Origin of the sequence: Chitinophaga sp. (assembly GCF_039596455.1) — a bacterium.
Lineage (GTDB): Bacteria > Bacteroidota > Bacteroidia > Chitinophagales > Chitinophagaceae > Chitinophaga.
The window spans coordinates 1,676,017-1,695,740 of the sequence record NZ_JBCNJR010000001.1 but is presented as its reverse complement, the minus strand read 5'-3'; the positions used below and the strand labels follow the sequence as shown (position 1 = coordinate 1,695,740).

At 52.5% G+C, this 19,724-nt stretch carries 17 protein-coding genes; 4 read left to right on the top strand and 13 right to left on the bottom strand.

Annotated elements, in window-relative coordinates:
• Nucleotides 1-3: 3 nt before the first annotated feature.
• The 4 genes from ABDW36_RS07115 to ABDW36_RS07100 form a co-directional block, all read right to left on the bottom strand.
• Complete coding sequence (locus ABDW36_RS07115) at nucleotides 4-840, bottom strand: energy transducer TonB (protein ID WP_343701186.1); 837 nt, start codon at nucleotides 838-840, stop codon at nucleotides 4-6.
• Between the two features lie 48 nt (nucleotides 841-888).
• Complete coding sequence (locus ABDW36_RS07110; protein WP_343701185.1) at nucleotides 889-1,476, bottom strand: biopolymer transporter ExbD; 588 nt, start codon at nucleotides 1,474-1,476, stop codon at nucleotides 889-891.
• Nucleotides 1,477-1,527: 51 nt separating this feature from the next.
• On the bottom strand, nucleotides 1,528-2,196 hold the full coding sequence (locus tag ABDW36_RS07105; RefSeq protein WP_343701184.1) for a biopolymer transporter ExbD: 669 nt from the start codon (nucleotides 2,194-2,196) through the stop codon (nucleotides 1,528-1,530).
• Nucleotides 2,197-2,268: 72 nt separating this feature from the next.
• Nucleotides 2,269-3,048 carry a MotA/TolQ/ExbB proton channel family protein gene (locus ABDW36_RS07100; protein WP_343701183.1) on the bottom strand — a complete coding sequence of 260 codons (780 nt, stop codon included), beginning with the start codon at nucleotides 3,046-3,048 and terminating at the stop codon, nucleotides 2,269-2,271.
• Nucleotides 3,049-3,666: 618 nt separating this feature from the next.
• Between ABDW36_RS07100 and ABDW36_RS07095 the strand changes: the two genes are divergently transcribed.
• The gene (locus ABDW36_RS07095; protein WP_343701182.1) at nucleotides 3,667-6,231 is read left to right on the top strand and encodes a zinc-dependent metalloprotease; all 2,565 of its coding nucleotides are present in this window, start codon (nucleotides 3,667-3,669) and stop codon (nucleotides 6,229-6,231) included.
• Between the two features lie 175 nt (nucleotides 6,232-6,406).
• Here ABDW36_RS07095 and ABDW36_RS07090 read toward each other — a convergent pair whose 3' ends face one another.
• Nucleotides 6,407-6,970, bottom strand: a complete 564-nt coding sequence (locus tag ABDW36_RS07090) for an HPP family protein (RefSeq protein WP_343701181.1) — start codon at nucleotides 6,968-6,970, stop codon at nucleotides 6,407-6,409.
• A 65-nt stretch (nucleotides 6,971-7,035) separates the two neighbouring features.
• Here ABDW36_RS07090 and ABDW36_RS07085 point away from each other — a divergent pair, with 65 nt between their 5' ends.
• Together ABDW36_RS07085 and ABDW36_RS07080 are read left to right on the top strand one after the other, a co-directional pair.
• Nucleotides 7,036-8,067 (top strand): LacI family DNA-binding transcriptional regulator, encoded by a 1,032-nt coding sequence (locus ABDW36_RS07085; RefSeq protein ID WP_343701180.1) that lies wholly within the window; start codon nucleotides 7,036-7,038, stop codon nucleotides 8,065-8,067.
• Between the two features lie 30 nt (nucleotides 8,068-8,097).
• A complete protein-coding gene (locus ABDW36_RS07080; RefSeq protein ID WP_343701179.1) occupies nucleotides 8,098-8,919 on the top strand; it encodes a hypothetical protein in 822 nt (273 codons plus the stop codon).
• Nucleotides 8,920-8,988: 69 nt separating this feature from the next.
• Here the strand turns inward: ABDW36_RS07080 and ABDW36_RS07075 are convergent, their stop codons facing one another.
• Together ABDW36_RS07075 and ABDW36_RS07070 are read right to left on the bottom strand one after the other, a co-directional pair.
• Nucleotides 8,989-10,404, bottom strand: a complete 1,416-nt coding sequence (locus ABDW36_RS07075; protein WP_343701178.1) for an alpha-L-fucosidase — start codon at nucleotides 10,402-10,404, stop codon at nucleotides 8,989-8,991.
• 15 nt (nucleotides 10,405-10,419) lie between these two features.
• A complete protein-coding gene (locus tag ABDW36_RS07070) occupies nucleotides 10,420-12,957 on the bottom strand; it encodes a glycoside hydrolase family 2 protein (RefSeq protein WP_343701177.1) in 2,538 nt (845 codons plus the stop codon).
• A gap of 60 nt (nucleotides 12,958-13,017) precedes the next feature.
• Between ABDW36_RS07070 and ABDW36_RS07065 the strand changes: the two genes are divergently transcribed.
• Nucleotides 13,018-13,185 carry a DUF6728 family protein gene (locus tag ABDW36_RS07065; protein ID WP_343701176.1) on the top strand — a complete coding sequence of 56 codons (168 nt, stop codon included), beginning with the start codon at nucleotides 13,018-13,020 and terminating at the stop codon, nucleotides 13,183-13,185.
• Here ABDW36_RS07065 and lpxB read toward each other — a convergent pair.
• The 6 genes from lpxB to ABDW36_RS07035 form a co-directional block, all read right to left on the bottom strand.
• Nucleotides 13,175-14,278 carry a lipid-A-disaccharide synthase gene (lpxB, locus tag ABDW36_RS07060; RefSeq protein ID WP_343701175.1) on the bottom strand — a complete coding sequence of 368 codons (1,104 nt, stop codon included), beginning with the start codon at nucleotides 14,276-14,278 and terminating at the stop codon, nucleotides 13,175-13,177. The two genes, ABDW36_RS07065 and lpxB, sit on opposite strands and share 11 nt — an antisense overlap.
• 1 nt (nucleotide 14,279) lies before the next feature.
• Nucleotides 14,280-14,576, bottom strand: a complete 297-nt coding sequence (locus ABDW36_RS07055; RefSeq protein WP_343701174.1) for a hypothetical protein — start codon at nucleotides 14,574-14,576, stop codon at nucleotides 14,280-14,282.
• Nucleotides 14,577-14,586: 10 nt separating this feature from the next.
• Nucleotides 14,587-15,363 (bottom strand): 5'/3'-nucleotidase SurE, encoded by a 777-nt coding sequence (gene surE / locus ABDW36_RS07050; protein WP_343701173.1) that lies wholly within the window; start codon nucleotides 15,361-15,363, stop codon nucleotides 14,587-14,589.
• Between the two features lie 73 nt (nucleotides 15,364-15,436).
• Nucleotides 15,437-16,213, bottom strand: a complete 777-nt coding sequence (locus ABDW36_RS07045; RefSeq protein ID WP_343701172.1) for an ABC transporter permease — start codon at nucleotides 16,211-16,213, stop codon at nucleotides 15,437-15,439.
• 12 nt (nucleotides 16,214-16,225) lie between these two features.
• Complete coding sequence (locus ABDW36_RS07040) at nucleotides 16,226-17,122, bottom strand: ATP-binding cassette domain-containing protein (protein ID WP_343701171.1); 897 nt, start codon at nucleotides 17,120-17,122, stop codon at nucleotides 16,226-16,228.
• A gap of 34 nt (nucleotides 17,123-17,156) precedes the next feature.
• Nucleotides 17,157-19,559, bottom strand: coding sequence for a 3-hydroxyacyl-CoA dehydrogenase/enoyl-CoA hydratase family protein (locus ABDW36_RS07035; protein WP_343701170.1), 2,403 nt, complete (start codon nucleotides 19,557-19,559; stop codon nucleotides 17,157-17,159).
• Nucleotides 19,560-19,724 lie beyond the last annotated feature (165 nt).

Here is a 19,724-nt window from a genome sequence, read left to right as displayed (position 1 = left end):
GTACTATTCTTGCAGGGTAAAGCGGATGGGCAGGTTGAACTGCACAGATACCTGGCGTCCGTTTTGCTTACCCGGTTTCCACTTCGGCATTTTTTTCACCACGCGGATGGCTTCTTCTTCAAGACCACCACCTTTGGGCGCACCTACGGTTTTCACATCCTTGATGGTACCTTCAGAGTCTACCACAAATGACACGAATACCGTACCGGAGATGCCGTTTTCCGTTGCCATTGGCGGGTAACGGATGTTGTTATTGAGGTACTTGGCCAGTGCCTCTTCACCACCCGGGAAGGTTGGAGGTTGCTCCACGAACGTGAAGATCTCGTCTTTCGGGGGAGGCGCAGGGGCGTCGATTACACCGGTACCTTTACTGTCATTGATCAACCCGGGGTCAATACCGTTCGGGTCACCTTCTACGGTTTTGGTACTTACGGCTTTATCTTTGATCTCTTCGATCTTCACCAGTTCCTCTTCTTCTTTTACTTCTTCGTCTTTTTTAATCACCGGCGGCGTGAACTGCACAGACGGCTTCACCGGCGGCGGCGGTGCGGGCGGCGGGGGCGGCGGAGGCGGTGTTTTCGGGTCATCCGGCAACTTTACGTCCTCCAGTTTGATATCCTCCACAACCGGCTTCTTTACCATTTCCGTGTTGTCGCCCTTTGCATTTAAATAAATGAAATAGCCGCCAACAATCAGCAGGGCCAGGCCCGCCGTTCCCAGAATGGAATTCCGCACGCGTTTGTCGTACTTCTTGCGAAGTTCATAAGCACCGTAGCTCTTGTTCCTGTCTTCAAACAGGATGTCAAGAAACTCGGCCTTAAGGATTTTAGCTGAATCCATTGTTACATGTTTATTGATGGATGCAAAAAAATTAGTTTTTCCATACTACTACTGTATGCCGTTGCTGGCTTCAGTAGACTTGATCCATTGCTTGTCCTGGTCGCTGATATCCACCGTTGCATAACGCTGGATACGGTTGATAGCCATTTCATCCAATAAATCTACAAAGTTCTTGTATGTGGAGCCGTCATCTGCCTTGATGATCACCACCACATCCTCGGGCTCGCCTTTAGCGTTTCTCAGCCTGGCCACCTCATCACGCTTTTTGATGATCACATCGCGGATGCCGTTGGTGTTGGCAAAAGAAGTTGCTTTAAAGAAGTCCGGGTTGCTAGAGGCATTGGGGTCTTGCGCCAATCCCTCATAGTAATAAACCTGGTCCTTTTTGCCAAGCAGGATGGTAAGCGCGGTGCTTTCCTTCACCTTGTTCTGCTCCTCTTCCTTCTCGGTATCCTTGGGCATCACCAGGTCCATCGTTTTCGGCTTAGACATAGTGGTGGTGAGCATGAAGAAGGTGATCAGGAGAAAACCCAAATCCACCATCGGGGTCATGTCAACACGGGTAGAAAGCTTTTTTGATTTCGTACCCTGGTGTTTCTTACCACCGCCACTACTGCTGGTATCCATTTCAGCCATGGTAGCATACTTTTTTTTGTTGAAACAATTGTATTAACGGTCCCCCCGTTACTACTTTTTCTTTTCCAGCGCCTGCTGTTCCGCTTCAAAAATAGCGGCGGCAGAGCCTGCCGGTTTTGCTTCCAGGTTGGTTACCAGGTTCAGCTTCTGGATCTTCTTTTCCTTGAAGGTGTCCAGTATCTTTTTGATAACCGGGTAAGGCACGTCATTGTCCGCCTGGATGCAATACTTCAGTTTGTTGTTCATACCTCCCTGCGCAGCACGGGCATATTCTATCCAGATGGCCAGCTCGTTATTGGCTGAGTCAAGAGGAATGCCCTTCTCGATATTGGAGGCCTTACGCTGGTCAGCACTCATGCTCAGCACCTGTTTCAGGTTCTTGAAGTCTGTACCTACGCTTGAACCAACTATGAAGCTGTTGATCTGTTTTTGCTCCAACCCCAGTTTGAAGTTGGTGTTCAGATCTTCTATGAGCTGCTTTCTTTTGGGCTGACCGTCCATGCTAAAGAACACCCTGCCATCCGCTGCTACTGTCAGCAGAATAACATCGGAATCAGGCAGTAACTGGGTATTGATAGAAGACGGAGTAACCACGGCCACCGGCTCGTCCGGTTTGAACTTGGTTGCCAGCATGAAGAAAGTCAGCAGCAGGAACGCCACGTCACACATCGCCGTCATGTCGATGTTCGTGCTTTTCCTGGGCATTTTTACTTTTGGCATCTTTACTCCTTTTTAATTTGGTTCACTTATAAGATTCAATTCTCCGCTATTTCCACAGATAATTTACGAAAATTATTTGTGATTTGCAGCGAAGCTCTGCGTTAAAGTAAAACCAGACTCGTCGATAGCATAAGTGATGCTGTCGATATTGGTAGTGAAGTAGTTATACATGATGATTGCCACAGCGGAAGTACCGATACCCAGCGCCGTGTTGATCAGGGCCTCAGAGATACCTAATGCCAGCTGGGCAGAATCGGGCGCACCACCGGAAGACATAGCCGCAAACGCCTTGATCATACCCAGTACCGTACCGAACAGACCCAGCAGGGTAGCCACGGAAGCAATGGTAGACAGGAACACCAGGTTTTTCTCCATCATAGGCAGTTCCAGCGCAGTGGTCTCCTCAATTTCATTTTTGATAGACAGGATCTTCTGGTCAGTGTCCAGCTCGGTGTTGGAGATCATCTCCTTGTATTTCCGGAGACCGGCTTTGATCACGTTACCAACGGAACCTTTCTGTTTGTCGCACTCAGCCAGGGCCGCGTCAACATTCTTGTTGGCCAGGTGGTACTGTACTTTACGTACCAGCTCGGCGCCGCTGAATTTACCTTTTGCTTTGGCCAGGTACAGGAAACGCTCGATCACGAAAGTCAGACAGATCAACAGTACTGAGATCAGGATGGGTACAATGAGACCTCCTTTATAAACAGTACCGAACCATTTGCCGATACCTTCCTCAACAGGGTGATTTGCAGGATTGCCGCCCTGGAAGTTGTCAGGATTACCCAGTACAAGGTAGAAAAATACATAAGCAATGGCGATGCAAATGGGCACAGCCAGTAAAGCAAACAAGTTGGACGACTTTTTTGCCTGATGTGAAGAGGTTTTGGCAGCAGCTGCAGTCACAGTTGTTTTAGTCTCAGCCATGTTGATTGAATTTTAGTGTTAAAAATTAAACTGTTTGTTTGTTAGTAATTAAGATTTAGATCGATTGCTTATTCAAATTCACGCCCTTAGTGGCTCATAATCAGTGATTCGCAAAGTTATAAGCCTTACTCAAAAAAACAAGTGTCACCCAAAAAATTTAACCAACCCGTCAAAGCCCCACCTGTGGGGCATTTCCATCTTCACATCTTTGTTGAGCAAACACTTAAATAAACAAAAAGAATAATATTGTTCTTACTGTCCCTCCAACTTCTAGTCCGTGGCAACCGAAATCGATTGATTTTTTTTCAAAGTTGGACGCACAATTTAAGAAAATTTCCAAATGTTCCAACTAAATTTTTAAAACCTGCATTTTCTGTGCTCCCACCTCATTTGAGCAATTTACGGCTTTTTATTTCCGCTCTTAACATCTTTTTGCACATTTGTGGATTTTAACGATTTTTTATCAACCTTTCCGCTTTCTTTTGCTGCTGCTAAATCTGTCTTAAACTGTCTTTACAAATCAAATAAACCAACACTATTCCCATGCATTTACAGCGTAATTTTGCTGCTGCGCTGGCGGGTTTGATGTGCGCAACCTGCTTGCTCACAGCCACTTCTGCCCTGGCCCAGCGGAAGAAAAAAGGAAAAACTCCCGTACCTGCCACCGCTCCGGCCAAAGACTCTACCGCCCGCCCGCCCATGGGCCCCGGCGGCCCTCCCAAAGCAGCGCCCAAGAAGTTTACGGACGTTATTACGCCCAAAGCCAAAGCGGACTCCGGCATGTTCAACGTCTACAAACAGGACGACCGCGTGTTCATCGAGATACCTGACCAGCTGCTGGGGCGCGACATCCTGGTGGTAAGCCGCATGTCCAAAGCTGCCGCCGGTATGCGCGTAGGCATGTTCGGCTTCGGGGGAGACCAGATCAACGAAAACGTGATCCGCTTCGAAAAAGGCCCCAACAACCGCATATTCCTCAAGAACATTTCGTTTGCCGAAAGGTCTAAAGACTCCACCCAGCCCATGTTCATCTCCGTCATGAACTCCAACATCCAGCCCATTGTGGCCTCTTTTGACATCAAGGCCTTTTCCAAAAACAACAACGGCGCCGTGGTGGATATGACGGATTACATCAATGGCGACAATGATGTGCTCTTCTTTGACTCCCGCCTCAAATCACAGGCGAAGCTGGGCGCCCCCCAGGCAGACAAATCCTACATCCAGGACGTAAGGTCTTACCCGGAAAACCTGGAGATCAAAACAGTGAAGACCTACACCAAAAGCGGCAGTTCCCCCATGCCGGGCATGCCGCCCGTTGGCGGCGGCTACGCTACGGTTGAGCTTAACAGCTCCCTGGTGCTGCTGCCCCTGGTACCCATGCAGCCCCGTTATTTTGACCCGCGCGTGGGCTACTTTGCCACCAGCCTTACCGACTTTGACGCTGACCCTCAAAGCGTAAAAAGACTTACCATGATCACCCGCTGGCGCCTGGAGCCCAAACCGGAAGACATGGAGAAGTTCCGCAAAGGGGAACTGGTAGAACCGAAAAAACCCATCGTATTTTATATAGACCCGGCTACCCCGGCAAAATGGCGCAAATACCTCATTCAGGGGGTGAACGACTGGCAATCCGCCTTTGAACAGGCGGGCTTCAAAAATGCCATCTACGCCAAAATGGCCCCCACCCCGGCGGAAGATTCCACCTGGAGCCTGGAGGATGCCCGTTTTTCCGCCATCGTGTACAAACCTTCTGAAGTGCCCAATGCCAGCGGCCCGCACGTACATGACCCCCGCTCCGGTGAAATACTGGAAAGCCACATCAACTGGTATCACAACGTAATGCGCCTGCTGCGCAACTGGTACTTCATACAGGCCTCTCCCAACGATGAGCGCGCCCGTAAAATGCAGTTTGACGATGAGCTGATGGGTGAACTGATCCGCTTTGTATCTTCTCACGAAGTAGGGCATACCCTGGGCCTGCGCCACAACTTTGGCTCCAGCTCCACCTACCCGGTTGAAAAGCTGCGTGACAAGGAATGGGTGAAAAAGAACGGCCATGCCGCCTCCATTATGGACTACGCCCGCTTCAACTACGTGGCGCAGCCGGGAGACGGTATTACCGGGGCTGACCTCTACCCCCGCATCAACTACTACGACAAATGGGCCATTGAATGGGGCTACAAGATCATTCCGGGCAAAGATGCAGACAGCGAAAAACCCATCCTGAACCAGTGGACCATTAACCGCCTGCAAGACAAAAAATTCTGGTTCGGTACGGAAACCAATCCTGACGATCCTCGTTCACAGAACGAAGACCTGGGAGACGATGCCATGAAGGCCAGCGCTTACGGCGTAAAGAACCTGAAACGCATTGTGCCCAACCTGATGGCCTGGACGCGCCAGGACAATGAAGGTTACGCTACGCTCAACGAGCTGTACACTGAAGTATGGGGACAGTACAGCCGCTATATGGGCCACGTGGCCAAAAACGTGGGCGGCATTTACGAAACGCCCAAAACGGTAGAGCAGGCCGGCGCTGTGTATGAAGTAGTGCCCAAAGCCACCCAGAAAGAAGCCGTACAGTTCCTGCAGGCGCAGTTCTTCACCACGCCCGTCTGGCTGCTGGATAAAGATATACTGGCCCGCATCAACGGCAACCCCACCACGCTGGTGCTGAACCGCCAGGAGGCTGTCCTGGGCCGCCTGCTGGGTGTAAACACGCTTACCAAGCTGCTGAACGCAGAAACCATGTACAGCAATACCTACACGGTAACGGAGTATATGAACGATATGAAAAAAGGTATTTTCAGCGAGCTTTATTCCCGCAAGCCAATAGACATTTACCGCCGCAACCTGCAGAAAGCCTATGTGAACAGCCTGGGCAACCTGCTGAAAGAGCCGCAAATGCCAGCCGGCTTCCCTGCAGCTTTTGCCAGCATGATGCCCAACCCGCAGAAGTCTGACGTATCAAGTGTAGGCCGTGCGCACCTGGTGGCGCTGCGTAATGATGTACGCGCCGCCGCCGCAGGCTCTGCTGACAACATGAGCCGCTATCACCTGCAAGACCTTGCTGAAAGGATCACCAACCTGCTGGAACCGAAGAAATAAACGCTGCCATCAGCATACACAAAGGGCCGTCTCTCATCCGGAGACGGCCCTTTCTTCATCCTGCAGACAAGCATAAAAAAGACCGCCTATGACTAGGCGGTCCGTAATATTTCCCTATACTAATAAAAGTACAGGGCAAAGATATGCCGGCGGTATGCAGCCTATTTGCGCAGCGCTACCACCATTTGCCCCGGGCCGGATAGCTCCTGTTACCGGGAATATTGTTCACAATAAAAGCCACCAGCAGCAGGAGGAACACTCCGCTGGCCACGGGCGAAAGCACATACCAGAACCCCAATGCCCTGATCTTTTCACTGCCGGCCACCGCCAGCAGGGCTGTAGCGCCGCCCGGAGGGTGCAGCGTTTTGGTGACCTGCATCACCACAATGGATGAGGCTACCGCCAGCGCCCCTGCCAGCCACTCCCAGTCTGCCCAGGGTATCAGCTCACAGATAGCAACGCCTACCGCCGCGCTCAGCACGTGGCCGCCCACCACGTTCCGCGGCTGCGCCAGCGGGCTTTGGGTGTGGCCGTAGATCAGCACGGCCGATGCTCCGAAAGAGCCCAGCATAAAAAGATTGTCCCGCGCGGGCAGGTAAAAATGGTTCAAAAGGCCAATGAGGCCCACTCCCAGGAAGGCCCCGGTGAAAGACCAGGCTATATCCCCCTTGTCTACCAGCGTTTCCCTGTAGATCACGTATCGGGCAATCCGGTAGCTGCGTTTGATTCGTTGTTTCATTTGGGGTGCAAAAATACACCTATCAATAAATTTTCTTAATATCGCCCTACATTATTCATCTCCAAGTGAAAGATCGACATAATACCAACAAGATCACCATTTACGACATAGCGCAGAAGCTGGGCCTCAGCGCTTCCACGGTATCAAGGGCCTTGCAGAACAATCCCCTGATCAATGAGGAAACCCGCAACAAGGTGCAGGAGCTGGCTGCCGAGATGAATTATGTGCCCAACTGGATAGCTTCGAGCCTGCGTAAAAAACGCTCCAACATCCTGGGGCTGATAGTGCCGCGTGCCAGCATGTACTTCCAGAGCACCGCCATCAGCGGTATTCAGCACGAAGCGCACAAGTACGGGTTCAGCATTGTAATAGGGCAGTCTGATGAAACGGTGGCCATGGAAAAAGAACTGGTGCAAACCTTCTTTTCGCTGCGCGTAGACGGCCTGCTGGCGGTATCCTCCATGTTTACCACCAACTTTGACCATTTCTCTCCATTTATCAGGAATAACATTCCCCTTGTTTTTTATGACCGCGTGCCGCTCGACTTTCCGGGCTATACCATTACCGGGGACGATTTCAAAGGCGGCTACCTTGCCACGGAACACCTGATTCAGCAAGGCTGCAAACGCATTGCCCACTATGCCGGCGTGCTTACCTGCAACCTTTACCAGCAAAGGCTGGCCGGCTACAAGGCCGCCCTGGCAAAGTACAAGATCCCTTTTGACGAGTCTCTGGTGTACGTGCATAACCTTACGTTAGATGCAGGCGCGGAAGCAGCCCGCCAGATCTTTGCCGCCGGCTCCCTGCCAGACGGGCTTTTTGCCGCTAACGACTCTTCCGCAGTGGCCTTTATCCAGGAGGCCAAAAAGAAAGGGGTCAAGGTGCCGGAACAGGTGAAGGTAGTGGGTTATTCTAACGACCTGTCTTCCCGCATCATCAGCCCGTCTCTCAGCACCATTGAGCAATCCGGCTACAAAATGGGCGAAAAGGCCGTGGAAACGCTGGTACAACTGATCAACAAGGACGAAAAAATCAAAGTCACCAAAAATTTCGTATTTGAAGTAGAGCTTATCCAAAGGGAGTCTTCCAAACGATAGGCATTACTTAAACCCTACAACCACTTAAACATGAAAAAATTCCGCCTTTTTCTGATGGCCCTGCCTGTGTGTGCGCTGTTTTCCTGCAGCCGTGACATTTATGTGCCCAACCAGGTGAACGTGCCTTTGCTGAAGGAGAAAAATGAATTGAAAGCCAACCTGTCACTCACCAACTGGCAGGCGGCCTATTCCATCACAGACAATATTGCCCTGATGGTGAACGGCCAGTACGTACACCGCGGGTGGCTGGATGTGGATGATAATGATAATGACAACGATGACGATCTGTTTGTAGACAAAAACACCCGCGGCGGGCTGATTGAAGGCGGCGTAGGTTTCTTCAAGGCCGTAGACACCCGCAAAAGGGCCGTATTTGACGTATACGCCGGTTATGGCGCAGGGGCCTTCAAAACGTTGGACAGGGCGTACAACTCCGCCCCTGACGGCTCTGTGGCCAATGATTACCTGCTGCGTACCCGCTTCCATAAATTTTTTGTGCAACCCAGCTTCGGCCTGGCCCACAAAGTGGTGGAAGCGGCGTTTACCTCCCGCTTTTCCATCGTGAAGTTTCACGACCAGACGCTGGGCGTCAAAGCCTTTGAAAATGACACGCAGCGCCGCGACAACTTCATGCGGCTGGGAGACAAGGCCGTGCCTTTCTTTGAGCCCACCTTTACGGTGCGCGCGGGGTACCGTTACATCAAGTGGTACGGGCAGCTGATGTTCTCCGTTCCAATGAACGATGAAACGTACAACAACTACAACGTGAACGATTATTTCCAGCCGGTGTCCGTTACCATGGGCGTTACACTCAACTTCGGGCAGTGGGTGAAAGATGCGGGAAGAAAATAACCGTTTCTCATACATAAAAAAAGCAGGCTGCCCTTGGAGCAGCCTGCTTTTTTTATGTATGTGCTTTGATCATTTGATCTTCACTGCCACGGCATGTTTCCATCCCTGGCCGGTATAGGCCGCAGGTAACTGCACCACTATCTCTTCTCCTTCTTTTTTCCATTTCAATTTCTTTTTCTCCCCTACTACCTGCATGGCCGCGCCCTTGCGGGGCGTAAAGCCGCTGAAGCGGATCTCCGCAGGCAGCGTTTCTCCTTCCTTCAGCAGGTAAATGGCGTACACGGTACCGTCTTTCTTTTGAGAGAAACATACATTACCGCTTTTGTAGGGCGCTACGGAACGGGTGTCATAAATAGCTTCGCCGTTCCTTTGCATCCAGGCGCCGATGCTGTCCAGCTTGCGGTAAGCCTCATCATGCCAGGTACCGTCAGGACCGGGGCCGATATTGAGCAGGTAGTTGCCGCCTTTGGCCACAATATCTACCAGGTTGTGAATAATGGTGTTCACCGGCTTGTATTGATCATCCGGCGCGTAAGACCAGGAGCCGCCCATGGTCATGCAGGTTTCCCAGGGAAAATCCAGCGGCTGGGCGGGAATTTGCTGCTCCGGCGTACGGTAGTTCTCGTAAGGGCCGTGCACGCTCCTGTCTACCACAATGAGGCCGGGCTGGTGTTTGCGGGCCATGGCCGCAATGCCGGGCATGTTGATGTCCTGGTTTTGCGGCGGTGTTTTGCTCCAGGAGCGGGATTCCTCCGTTTGCATGGTGAGCGGGCGCACCCAGCCGCCGTCCAGCCAGAGAATGTCTATGTTGCCGTAACCTGTCATCAGCTCCTCTATCTGGTTGTAGGTGAACTGCTGGAACTGCTTCCAGCGCTCGGGGTACTTTTCCAGGTCGTAGCTGGGGTTGCGGTCCTTTGGCGGAAAATAGCGCCACCAGTAACTGTCTACGTTCCAGTCTGGCTTGGAGAAATAAGCGCCGATGTGGATACCCTCCTTGCGGAAGGCGTTGAACGTTTCTTTGGTAACATCTGCCCGCGGGTCTTTACTGAAGGGCACATTGGGCGCGGTTATTTTGTAATTGGACTGTTTGGTGTCAAACATGTTGAACCCGTCGTGATGTTTGGTGGTGAACACCATGTACTTCATACCGGCCTTTTTTGCGGCGGCGGCCCATTTGGCGGGGTCGAACCTGACGGGGTTGAAGGTATTGGCCAGGGCCTCATACTTCTGCACGTACTCGTAGTAAGGAATACCGGCGGGCTTGCGCTGCGTCCAGCCCTCATCTTCCGGGCAAAGGCTCCATGATTCCACTATGCCCCACTGGGAGTAAGTGCCCCAGTGCATCATGAGGCCGAACTTCCAGTTCTGCCACTCTTCCAGTTTTTGCAGCACCTGCGGGTCTTTCTCCTTTACATAAGGCTCCTGCTGTGCTTTCAGGGCAAGGCCAGCCATGAGAAGGCAGCCTGCCAGCATGATCTTTTTCATATTGTCACTGTTTTTCTACCGGTATGCATTGGCCAGGTGTTGCACCTGCAATTGTTTCCTCACTTCTTCCAGCGGCAGCGTGGTTTGTACCGTTACGGCCGTTTCCTGCCCGGGCAGCAGGTCAAAGTAGTTGTCGGAAAAATGGCTTTCATTGTCCCCGTTCAGCAACAGGTACACGTTTCTGGCCAGCTGGCTGCTTTTCAGCCGCAGCGTTTTCACGCCGTTCTTTTCCTCCGCCAGCACCTGCACCGTTGCATCGGGCAGCGGCATCTGGCGGGGTGCAGCAAAGTAAAACACATTATCGCTCACTACCTTATTGTCCTTTAACAGTTTGGTGTACAATATTACCCTTGTGCTGTCTTCCCCCTTCAGCATCTCGTTTCGCCCAATGCTGTGGGCCACCGCGCTGGCATTGGCTGTTGTCTTTACCGGCACCTGCTTTTCCCAGATGAGGCGGCCGTTCAGGTCTGTCAGCCGCATATCCAGCGTAAGGGTTTGGCTGCTGAGGTAATCATTCACTATATAGGTGCTCACTTTCCCATTTTCCTGCACTGTACTTGCCAGCAGCGGGGCATAGGCTTTTTTCACGTAATACTGCAGCGCTTTCCACCGGCCGTAATAATCAATACCACTCCAGGAGGCGCCTGGCCAGCAGTCGTTAAACTGCCAGTAGAGCGTGCCCATACAAAAGCCCATGGCTCTCCTGTGTGCTTCCATACCTGTTTTCATGCCTTCGGCCTGCAATACCTGGCTGAGGTAGAGGAAGGAAGGGAAATCTTTCGGGGCATGGTAATAATGCTCCATATACGTTTGAATGGCGGCGTTGCCGCGGGTGAAACTCTTCTGGTGGGCCTGCATCACGTAACTGTGAACGTTCCACTGGCTGGTATCCGCATAGCGGCGTACGGTGTGGATGTCAGGGAATGACTGGAAACCGTATTCGCTCATAAAACGGGGAACATGCGTAGTGAAGGCCTCAAACCATTCCATGCCATGCCATACGCCCCAGTAGTGATTATCTCCATGCAGGAAGTCTTCCGGCTTGCCCCAGTTGCTGATGGGAGAAGAAGGAAAATAAAAACGGCCGGGGTCATGAGTGGCCACCTCCTGCCGCAGCAGGTCCCGGAACAGCGTATCATAACCTTTCAGCAGCCTGGCCCATTGCCCGTCTGTATAGGCATAACCTTCTTTCCAGCCCCAGTTCTTAATGGCCACAGCCACTTCATTGTTGCCGCACCACAGCGCCAGGGACGGGTGGTTGCGCAGCCGCCGGATGTTATAGGCCGCTTCTTCCTTCACCTGTTGCAGAAAGCCGCTGTCTGATGGGTAGAGGGTACAGGCAAACATAAAATCCTGCCACACCAGTATGCCCTTTTCATCCGCGAGGTCATAAAACAGGTCTTTCTCATAAATGCCCCCGCCCCATACGCGCACCATGTTGAAATGGGATGTTTGCATGTCTGCGAACATTTTCCTGTAACGTTCTTCCGTAACGCGCGGCAGGAAATTATCTGAAGGAATGTAGTTGGTTCCTTTCATAAAAACGGGATGGCCGTTGACCACCACGGTGAAGCTGGTGCCCTGCGCGTCCTGCTCATTGCGCACGGCAATGGTTCTCAGGCCAATGCGCCGCTGCTGCTGTTGCAGCGTGTCTTTTTCCTGCAATACCGCTACTTTGATATTGTACAGGCGTTGCGCCCCCAGCCCGTTGGGCCACCACAGTTCCGGCTTCCGGATGGTGAAGGGGATGGTGATCTTTTGCGTGCCGGGCTGCAGCGTACGGCTGAGTTCTTTTATACCCTTTTCATGCATTACCAGCAGGCGGTAAGTACCGGCCTGCTGTACGTTCAGCGTCAGCTCCGCGTTGATGGCCGCGGCCTCTTTGCCGAGAGATTGCTGGCGCAGCCAGCTATCCTGCAATTGCACCTTGTTCCATGCCTTGAGGTACACCGGCCGCCAGATGCCGCTGGTCACGTACCGCGGGCCCCAGTCCCAGCCGTAGTGGTAGGGTGCTTTACGGGCGTAAATGCTCAGGGGAATATCGCTGGCGTCATTGCCGGCGGGGTATACCAGCCGCTCTGCCAGGAATTTGGGCATATCATATGCAACAGGACTGTGAAAGTAGATACGCAGACGGTTGCGGCCGGCCTTCAGGTGGGGTTTCACCATCACTTCCTTGCCCACAAACATGTTCCTGGCCTTGAGCACGGGTACATCGTTCACATATACATCTGCGTAGGTATCCAGCCCGGTGAAGTCCAGCGCCAGCGCATCATGCGCCAGCAGTGCGGGTGTAACGTCAAAAGTGCATTGGTATTCCCAGTCTTTTTTGTCTATCCATTGCAGGCCTTTCTCATTGGCGCCGGCGAAAGGGTCGGGTATCAGCTGGTGGCGCAGCAGGTCTGTATGCACCGTACCGGGTACGGTTGCGCTCTTCCACTCAGTTTCGTCTGCGCGGCGAAACTCCCAGTTCCTGTTCAGTTCGATCTTTTCCTGTGCAAATACAGGCACGGCCAGCAGGGAGAACAGCAGGCCTTTCAGTATATTCCTCATAGCGGCGTAAAAATACGGATTCCTGTTCTCCGGGAGCGCCGAAATGCGGATATTTGCTTTATGAAAAGCATCTGGCGGCAAATACTGCAATACCTCTATATCCGGAAAAGAGATCCCAATGATCCCACTAACACCAACATCAAACTGATGCACGGCATGAACAGGATCTCCATCATCCTTTTCCTGGTGGCCATTATTATTCTGATTATTAAACTGATCAGGCATTAAGCATGCCAACGATGGCTTCCGCAGCCTTGCGTGAAGCAGTACCGTCTCCCAGCAGCGTCCAGAGCATGGCGTAGTCTGCCTTCATCTGCTCCCGGCGCGCCTCATCTTTCAGCAGCAACGTCAGTTCTTTCAGGAGGTTCTCTTCCGTAAGGTCATGCTGGATCAGCTCTTTCACCACGGGTTTGTCCATAATGAGGTTAACGAGCGAAATGTATTTTACCTTGATGAGGCGTTTGGCAAAAAAATAAGATACGGGGCTGCCTTTGTAACACACCACTTCCGGTACGCCGAACAACGCCGTTTCAAGCGTGGCCGTGCCGGAGGTAACCAGCGCGGCGGAAGCCTGCAGCAGCAGCTGGTAGGTTTGCCCTTTTACTACGGATACATTGGGGTAAGCGGCGGTAAAGGGGCGGATAAAACTATCGTCAAGGCTGGGGGCCTGCGCCATCACAAACTGGTACTCCGGGTAATATTTGGCCATAGACAGCATCACCGGCAGTTTTTCTTTCACTTCCTGCTTGCGGCTGCCGGGTAACAGGGCTATAATGGGTTTGTCCGAAAAACGGGGTAAGGCCGGGGCTTCCCTGGCGGCCTTTACAGCTTCTATCAGCGGGTGGCCAACATACTCCACCTCATATTCCCACTTGCGGTAAAATTCCTTTTCAAACGGCAGTATAACCAGCATCTTGTCTACATACTCCCTGATCTTTTTCACACGGCCTTCTTTCCAGGCCCATACCTGCGGACTGATGTAATACACTACTTTCAATCCCTGCTGCTTCGCCCATTCCGCTATGCGGATGTTGAAGCCGGGGTAGTCTATCAGCACCAGCACGTCAGGCTGAAAGGATTGTATATCCGCCTTGCACTGGTCAAGGTTTTTCAGGATGGTGCGCAGGTTCATCACCACCTCAATAAAGCCCATAAACGCCAGCTCCCGGTAATGTTTCACTACCGTTGCGCCTGCCTGCTCCATGAGGTCTCCGCCCCAGCAACGGATGTTGGCAGCAGCGTCCAGCCGCCTGATCTGTTTGACGAGGTTGCTGCCGTGCAGGTCTCCGGAGGCTTCACCGGCTATGAGGTAATACTTCAACTCAGATAATTTTGAGCAGCAAGATAACGATTGCGTACAATAATGTAATGAGGAAAATGCCGCGGGCCGTAAGGTCCCGCCGCTTGCGGGTGTACAGGTAAAACACCACGCCGTTGGCCAGCAGGCAGATGCTGATGATCTTGGGGATAAGCTGTTTGTTGTTCTTCAGCATCACAAAAAAATCAGGCAGGCTCAGATCGCGGGGCAGGAAAACTGCCAGGTAATAGATAAAAAAGGCAATGCCGGGGGTTAACAACCCCAGCAAAATACCCAGCGATAATTTGTCCTGTTTCAACATGGCTATAGGATTAGGCCTGGAAGCTCCACTCATCTTCCAGTTTTTTCTTCAATCGGAAATCCGTGAGGTCGAACTGTACGGGCACCAGTGAGGTGTAGCCGTTGTCCAGTGCCCACACGTCTGTGTCTTCGCCGGCATCCAGGTTCTTGAACTCGCCGGTGAGCCAGTAGTATTTTTTGCCGGTAGGGTCTCTGCGCTCGTCAAACTCCTCTACCCATTTGGCGTTGGCCTGGCGGGTAATGCGGATGCCTCTGTATTGGGAAGCTTCTACATCCGGTATGTTCACGTTGAACAGAGTATGCGGCGGCAGGGGCGTGGCCAGCATTTTCCTGGTCACTTCTTCTGCCACTTGCTTGCAAATGCTCAGGTCTGCATCGTAAGAATAGTTGAGATAAGAGAAGCCTACGGACGGGATGCCTTCAATAGCGGCTTCCATGGCGGCAGACATGGTGCCTGAATAAATAATGTTGATGGAATGATTGGCGCCATGGTTGATACCGCTCACGCAAAGGTCCGGCACATGATCGAGTATTTTGTCACGCGCCAGCTTCACACAGTCTACCGGAGTACCCGAGCACGTCCAGGCTTCCACGCCGTCAAAAATGTTCACTTCGCTCAGGCGCAGCGGAAAACCCAGTGTAATGGCGTGGCCCTTGCCGGACTGCGGACTGTCTGGCGCTACCACCACCACCTTGCCCAGCGGCTTCACCGCTTCTATCAACGTTCTTATTCCCGGCGAAGTAATGCCATCATCGTTCGTTACCAATATGAGCGGTTGCTTCTTCACTATTTTACTTTTATCAACAAATTTACAGGCTGTGTTTTACAATTCCTCACATTAACATTTATATAAACCGTTGTTACAGGTCTGCTTTCTTCATTTTACGCCAGCTGAGATAACCGAACAGCAGGATGTAAGCGGCGGCTATCAGTATGTACGTGGTATCTGAAGGCGGCGTGGCTTTCTGCATCAGCTGCCTGAATATTTTTCCCTGCCCCGGCAGCAAACGGTCTGTACACTCCATGGGCAGAAAGGCGCCGGAGTGGAACTTCACCTTGAAGTCAAGCGTCATGGCCAGCATAAACTCTCCTACGTAAGCGTAGAACACGTAAATGGCAATGGCAATGCCGGAGCGCTTCATAAAGGTACCCAGGAAAAATGCAACGGAAAGGTAAGTGAGGCTTTGCAGGGCAGACCAGAGAATGATATAGGTGTTCTCCGAAGGGTCTCCCCCGGCCTGCGCGCCAAATACCAGGGCAGTGAGCGTGATGATGAGGGTAATGAACAATACCATCACCAGCATCACGCCGAATTTGGCGGCAATGTACTGGTCACGGCTCCAGCCGTCTATAATGTTCTGGCGGATGGTGCGGAAATTATTTTCGTTGGTGAGCAGTATGATCAGCAATATGCCCATAACGGGCGTCATGAAGCTGGTGAGCCAGGCTACTGTTTCGTACACTTCCGGGAAGGTGAAGGGGTTTTGAAACATGGGCAGCTTGGAAAACACCTGCGTGTTCACGCTTTTGTAGGCGGAGGTAAGCAGCGGGCCTGCCACGGTAAAGATGGCGATGAGTATCCAGAAAGTGCGGTAGGCCTTTACTTTCATCCACTCTATTTTCAGTAATTGTATCATGCTGGAAGAGGGTTAGTTGGTGAGTTCTATAAACCGGGCTTCGAGGCTTTTCCGTTTTACGGCCAGGTAGCTGAGGGTAATGCCATTCTCAAAACAGTAGCGGTTCACCTGCTCCGCGGAGCGGCTGTCTGAAAACACCACCTGGAAGCTGCCGTTGTGGCGGCGGATGGATTTCAGCTCCGGCAGGCTTTTCAGCAGGCCTTCCAGCCTGCCCAGGTCAGCGGCGCCTATTTCTATCATGTCTTCATTGGCCAGCACTTCATCTACATGGCCGGAGGTCAGCAATACGCCTTTTTTGAGGATGGCCACGTGGCTGCACACCTTCTCCACTTCATCCAGCAGATGGCTGGCCATGATCACCGTAGTACCCTGCTGCCCCAGGTTGCGGATCAGCTCGCGGATCTCTGCAATGCCGGCGGGGTCAAGGCCATTGGTGGGCTCGTCCAGCAGCAGCACCTCCGGCCGCCCCAGGAGGGCATTGGCAATGGCCAGGCGTTGCTTCATGCCCAGGGAGAAGGTGGAAAAGCGGGAATCTCTCCGCTCCCACAATTCCGTCAGCTTCAGCACCCTTTCTATGTCATCTTCCCCGCGGCCTTTGATGGCGGCGGTGATCTGCAGGTTGCGGATGGCGGAATAATAGTGATAAAAGTTAGGGGTTTCCAACAGGGAGCCGATCCTTTTACGGAGGTCTTCATGCGGGGTTTGCCCAAACCAGGTGTACGTACCGGCGTCTGCCTTCAATACGTCCATGATAATGCCCAGCAGTGTGGTTTTGCCGCTGCCGTTGGGGCCCAGTACGCCATAGACGCTGCCGGCGGGTACGGTGAAAGACACCGTGTTCAACGCCTGAATGCGCCCGTACCGTTTGGATACCTGGTTTAGGGATAGGATTTGTTGCTGCTGTTCCAATGAAAATTTATATTATAATTAATGCAATATATAACTAATTCCGCAGCGGTTTACCGGTTTTGATCACGCTCTGCAATCTTTCCAGGGTTTTGCGCTCTCCGCAGAGGCTGAGGAAAGCCTCCCTTTCCAGGTCAAGCAAATACTGTTCGCTGACCAGCGTTGGCTCGCTGAGGTCTCCGCCGCACATGACGTAGGCCAGCTTCTGGGCAATCTTCACATCGTGGTCAGAGATGTAGTTGCCGAAGCGCATGCCGTTTACGCCGGCCAGCATGGCGCCCAGGGCGGAGCGGCCCATCACCTTCACGTCTGTACGCTCTATAGGGCGTACGTACCCTTCGTTGGCCAGCTCTATGGCCTTCTCCTTGGCATCTGCTATGACGCGGCTCTGGTTATAGCTGATATCATCCACGCCATGGCGCAAAATGCCCAGCTCAAAAGCTTCATGCGCGGAGGTGCTTACCTTGGCCTGCGCAATGGTGAGGTATTTTTCCTGCAAAATGGGCATCTCGATGCGGCCTTCCTGGTACTCGTCCGAGGCCCGCAGCGTCAGCTCTTTGGTGCCGCCGCCGCCGGGAATGAGGCCTACGCCCAGCTCTACCAGGCCTATGTAGGTTTCCGCCGCGGCCTGCACCTTGTCTGCATGCAGGCTCATTTCACAACCGCCGCCCAGGGTAAGGGCATGCGGCGCCACTATTACAGGTATGGAAGAGTAGCGGATGCGCATGGTGCTGCGCTGGAAGAGGCGAACGGCCATATCCAGCTCATCATACTCTTGCTCTGCCGCCAGCATGAAGATCATGGCCACGTTGGCGCCCGCGGAGAAATTGGCGCCGTCGTTCCCGATCACCAGCCCGCGGAAGTCTTTTTCCGCGAGGTCTATGGCCTTGTGCACGCCTTCCAGCACTTCCCCGCCAATGGAGTTCATTTTGGTTTTCCAGTCCAGCCCCAGTATGCCGTCTCCCAGGTCATACACATTGGCGGCGCTGTTTTTCCAGACAATATTGCTGCTGTAGTTTTCGAGAATGATGAAGCTGTCTGCGCCCGGTACCGCCTTGTAACCTTTGGCTGCCAGGTCGTAGTAAAACTTTTTGCCGTTCTCTACCTTGTAGAATTGTTTGATACCGGCGGCCAGCATGTCTTTCACCCAGTCTGCCACCGTGAGGCCGTTGTCTGTAATGGTTTTGATACCGGCTTCCACACCCAGCAGGTCCCAGGTTTCGAACGCGCCTATTTCCCAGCCGAAGCCGGCTTTCATGGCATCGTCCACTTTATAGAGATCGTCCGCAATTTCAGGGATGCGGTGAGATACATAGGAAAACAGCCGTGCATGGAACTGCTGGTAGAACTGCCCCGCCTTGTCAGAGGAGCCGGCCAGCATTTTAATGCGCTGCTTCAGGTCTTCTACCGGTTTGGCGGCCTCAATGCTGGCAAATTTCGCTTTCTGTTTGGGGCCGTACTCCATGGTATCCAGGTTGAGGGTCAGTATCTCCTTGCTGCCGCCCTCCCCTTTTGTTTTCTTGTAGAACCCCTGCCCCGTTTTATCTCCCAGCCAGTTGTTCTCCACTACCTTTTGCAGGAAGGGAGGGATTTTCATGATGTCCCGCGCTTCATCATTTGGACAATTCTCTTCCACCCCCTTCGCCACTTTCACCAGCGTGTCTATGCCCACCACATCTGCCGTGCGGAAGGTGGCTGATTTGGGCCGGCCGATCACAGGGCCGGTAAGCGCGTCTACCTCATCTATGCCCAGCTTCATCTGCTGCATGATGTGGAAAATGGCCATGATGGAGAACACACCAACGCGGTTGGCAATGAAGGCCGGCGTGTCTTTACACAGCACGGTGGTTTTGCCCAGCACCAGGTCTCCGTAATGCATCAGGAAGTCTGTTACGGCAGGGTCTGTATGCGGGGTGGGAATGATTTCCAGCAGTCGCAGGTACCGCGGCGGGTTGAAGAAGTGCGTGCCGCAGAAATGTTTCTTAAAATCGTCACTGCGGCCTTCCGCCATCAGGTGAATGGGAATGCCGGAAGTATTGGAAGTGATGAGCGTGCCGGGTTTACGGAACTGCTCTACCTGATCAAATACTTTTTTCTTGATATCGAGATTTTCCACCACTACTTCAATCACCCAGTCGCAACCCGCAATATCTTTCATATTGTCATCAAAGTTGCCGGTGGTAATATGTTTGGCGGCAGATTTTGTATACAGTGGAGAGGGATTGGACTTGATGGCAGCCTGCAGCGCCTCGTTCACGATCCTGTTCCTAACAGCCGGATGGTCTGTGGTTAATCCTTTCGCTTTTTCCGCATCGTTGGGCTCTTTGGGCACAATATCCAGCAACAGCACCTTCACGCCTACACCGGCAAAGTGACAGGCTATTCTTGATCCCATTACGCCTGAGCCCAGCACGGCAACTTTGTTGATCCTTCTTTGCATAGTATTCCAGCTTTTGAATGATGAATTTAGCATTTTTTGCGCTTGGAACGGCGAAGGGCATGAAAAAACCCTGCGGCAAAACAGCCGCGGAGGGAGACGGTGGCCGGCAAACAAAAAGCCCTGCAGCGTTATATGGCCGCAGGGCTTTCACTTTATAAGTATATG

Bases quoted from the DNA above. Each gene is read 5' to 3' on its own strand.
- ABDW36_RS07115 (WP_343701186.1), bottom strand. From the start codon at position 840: ATGGATTCAGCTAAAATCCTTAAGGCCGAGTTTCTTGACATCCTGTTT.
- ABDW36_RS07110 (WP_343701185.1), bottom strand. From the start codon at position 1,476: ATGGCTGAAATGGATACCAGCAGTAGTGGCGGTGGTAAGAAACACCAG.
- ABDW36_RS07105 (WP_343701184.1), bottom strand. From the start codon at position 2,196: ATGCCAAAAGTAAAAATGCCCAGGAAAAGCACGAACATCGACATGACG.
- ABDW36_RS07095 (WP_343701182.1), top strand. From the start codon at position 3,667: ATGCATTTACAGCGTAATTTTGCTGCTGCGCTGGCGGGTTTGATGTGC.
- ABDW36_RS07090 (WP_343701181.1), bottom strand. From the start codon at position 6,970: ATGAAACAACGAATCAAACGCAGCTACCGGATTGCCCGATACGTGATC.
- ABDW36_RS07080 (WP_343701179.1), top strand. From the start codon at position 8,098: ATGAAAAAATTCCGCCTTTTTCTGATGGCCCTGCCTGTGTGTGCGCTG.
- ABDW36_RS07075 (WP_343701178.1), bottom strand. From the start codon at position 10,404: ATGAAAAAGATCATGCTGGCAGGCTGCCTTCTCATGGCTGGCCTTGCC.
- ABDW36_RS07070 (WP_343701177.1), bottom strand. From the start codon at position 12,957: ATGAGGAATATACTGAAAGGCCTGCTGTTCTCCCTGCTGGCCGTGCCT.
- ABDW36_RS07065 (WP_343701176.1), top strand. From the start codon at position 13,018: ATGAAAAGCATCTGGCGGCAAATACTGCAATACCTCTATATCCGGAAA.
- ABDW36_RS07055 (WP_343701174.1), bottom strand. From the start codon at position 14,576: ATGTTGAAACAGGACAAATTATCGCTGGGTATTTTGCTGGGGTTGTTA.
- ABDW36_RS07045 (WP_343701172.1), bottom strand. From the start codon at position 16,213: ATGATACAATTACTGAAAATAGAGTGGATGAAAGTAAAGGCCTACCGC.
- ABDW36_RS07035 (WP_343701170.1), bottom strand. From the start codon at position 19,559: ATGCAAAGAAGGATCAACAAAGTTGCCGTGCTGGGCTCAGGCGTAATG.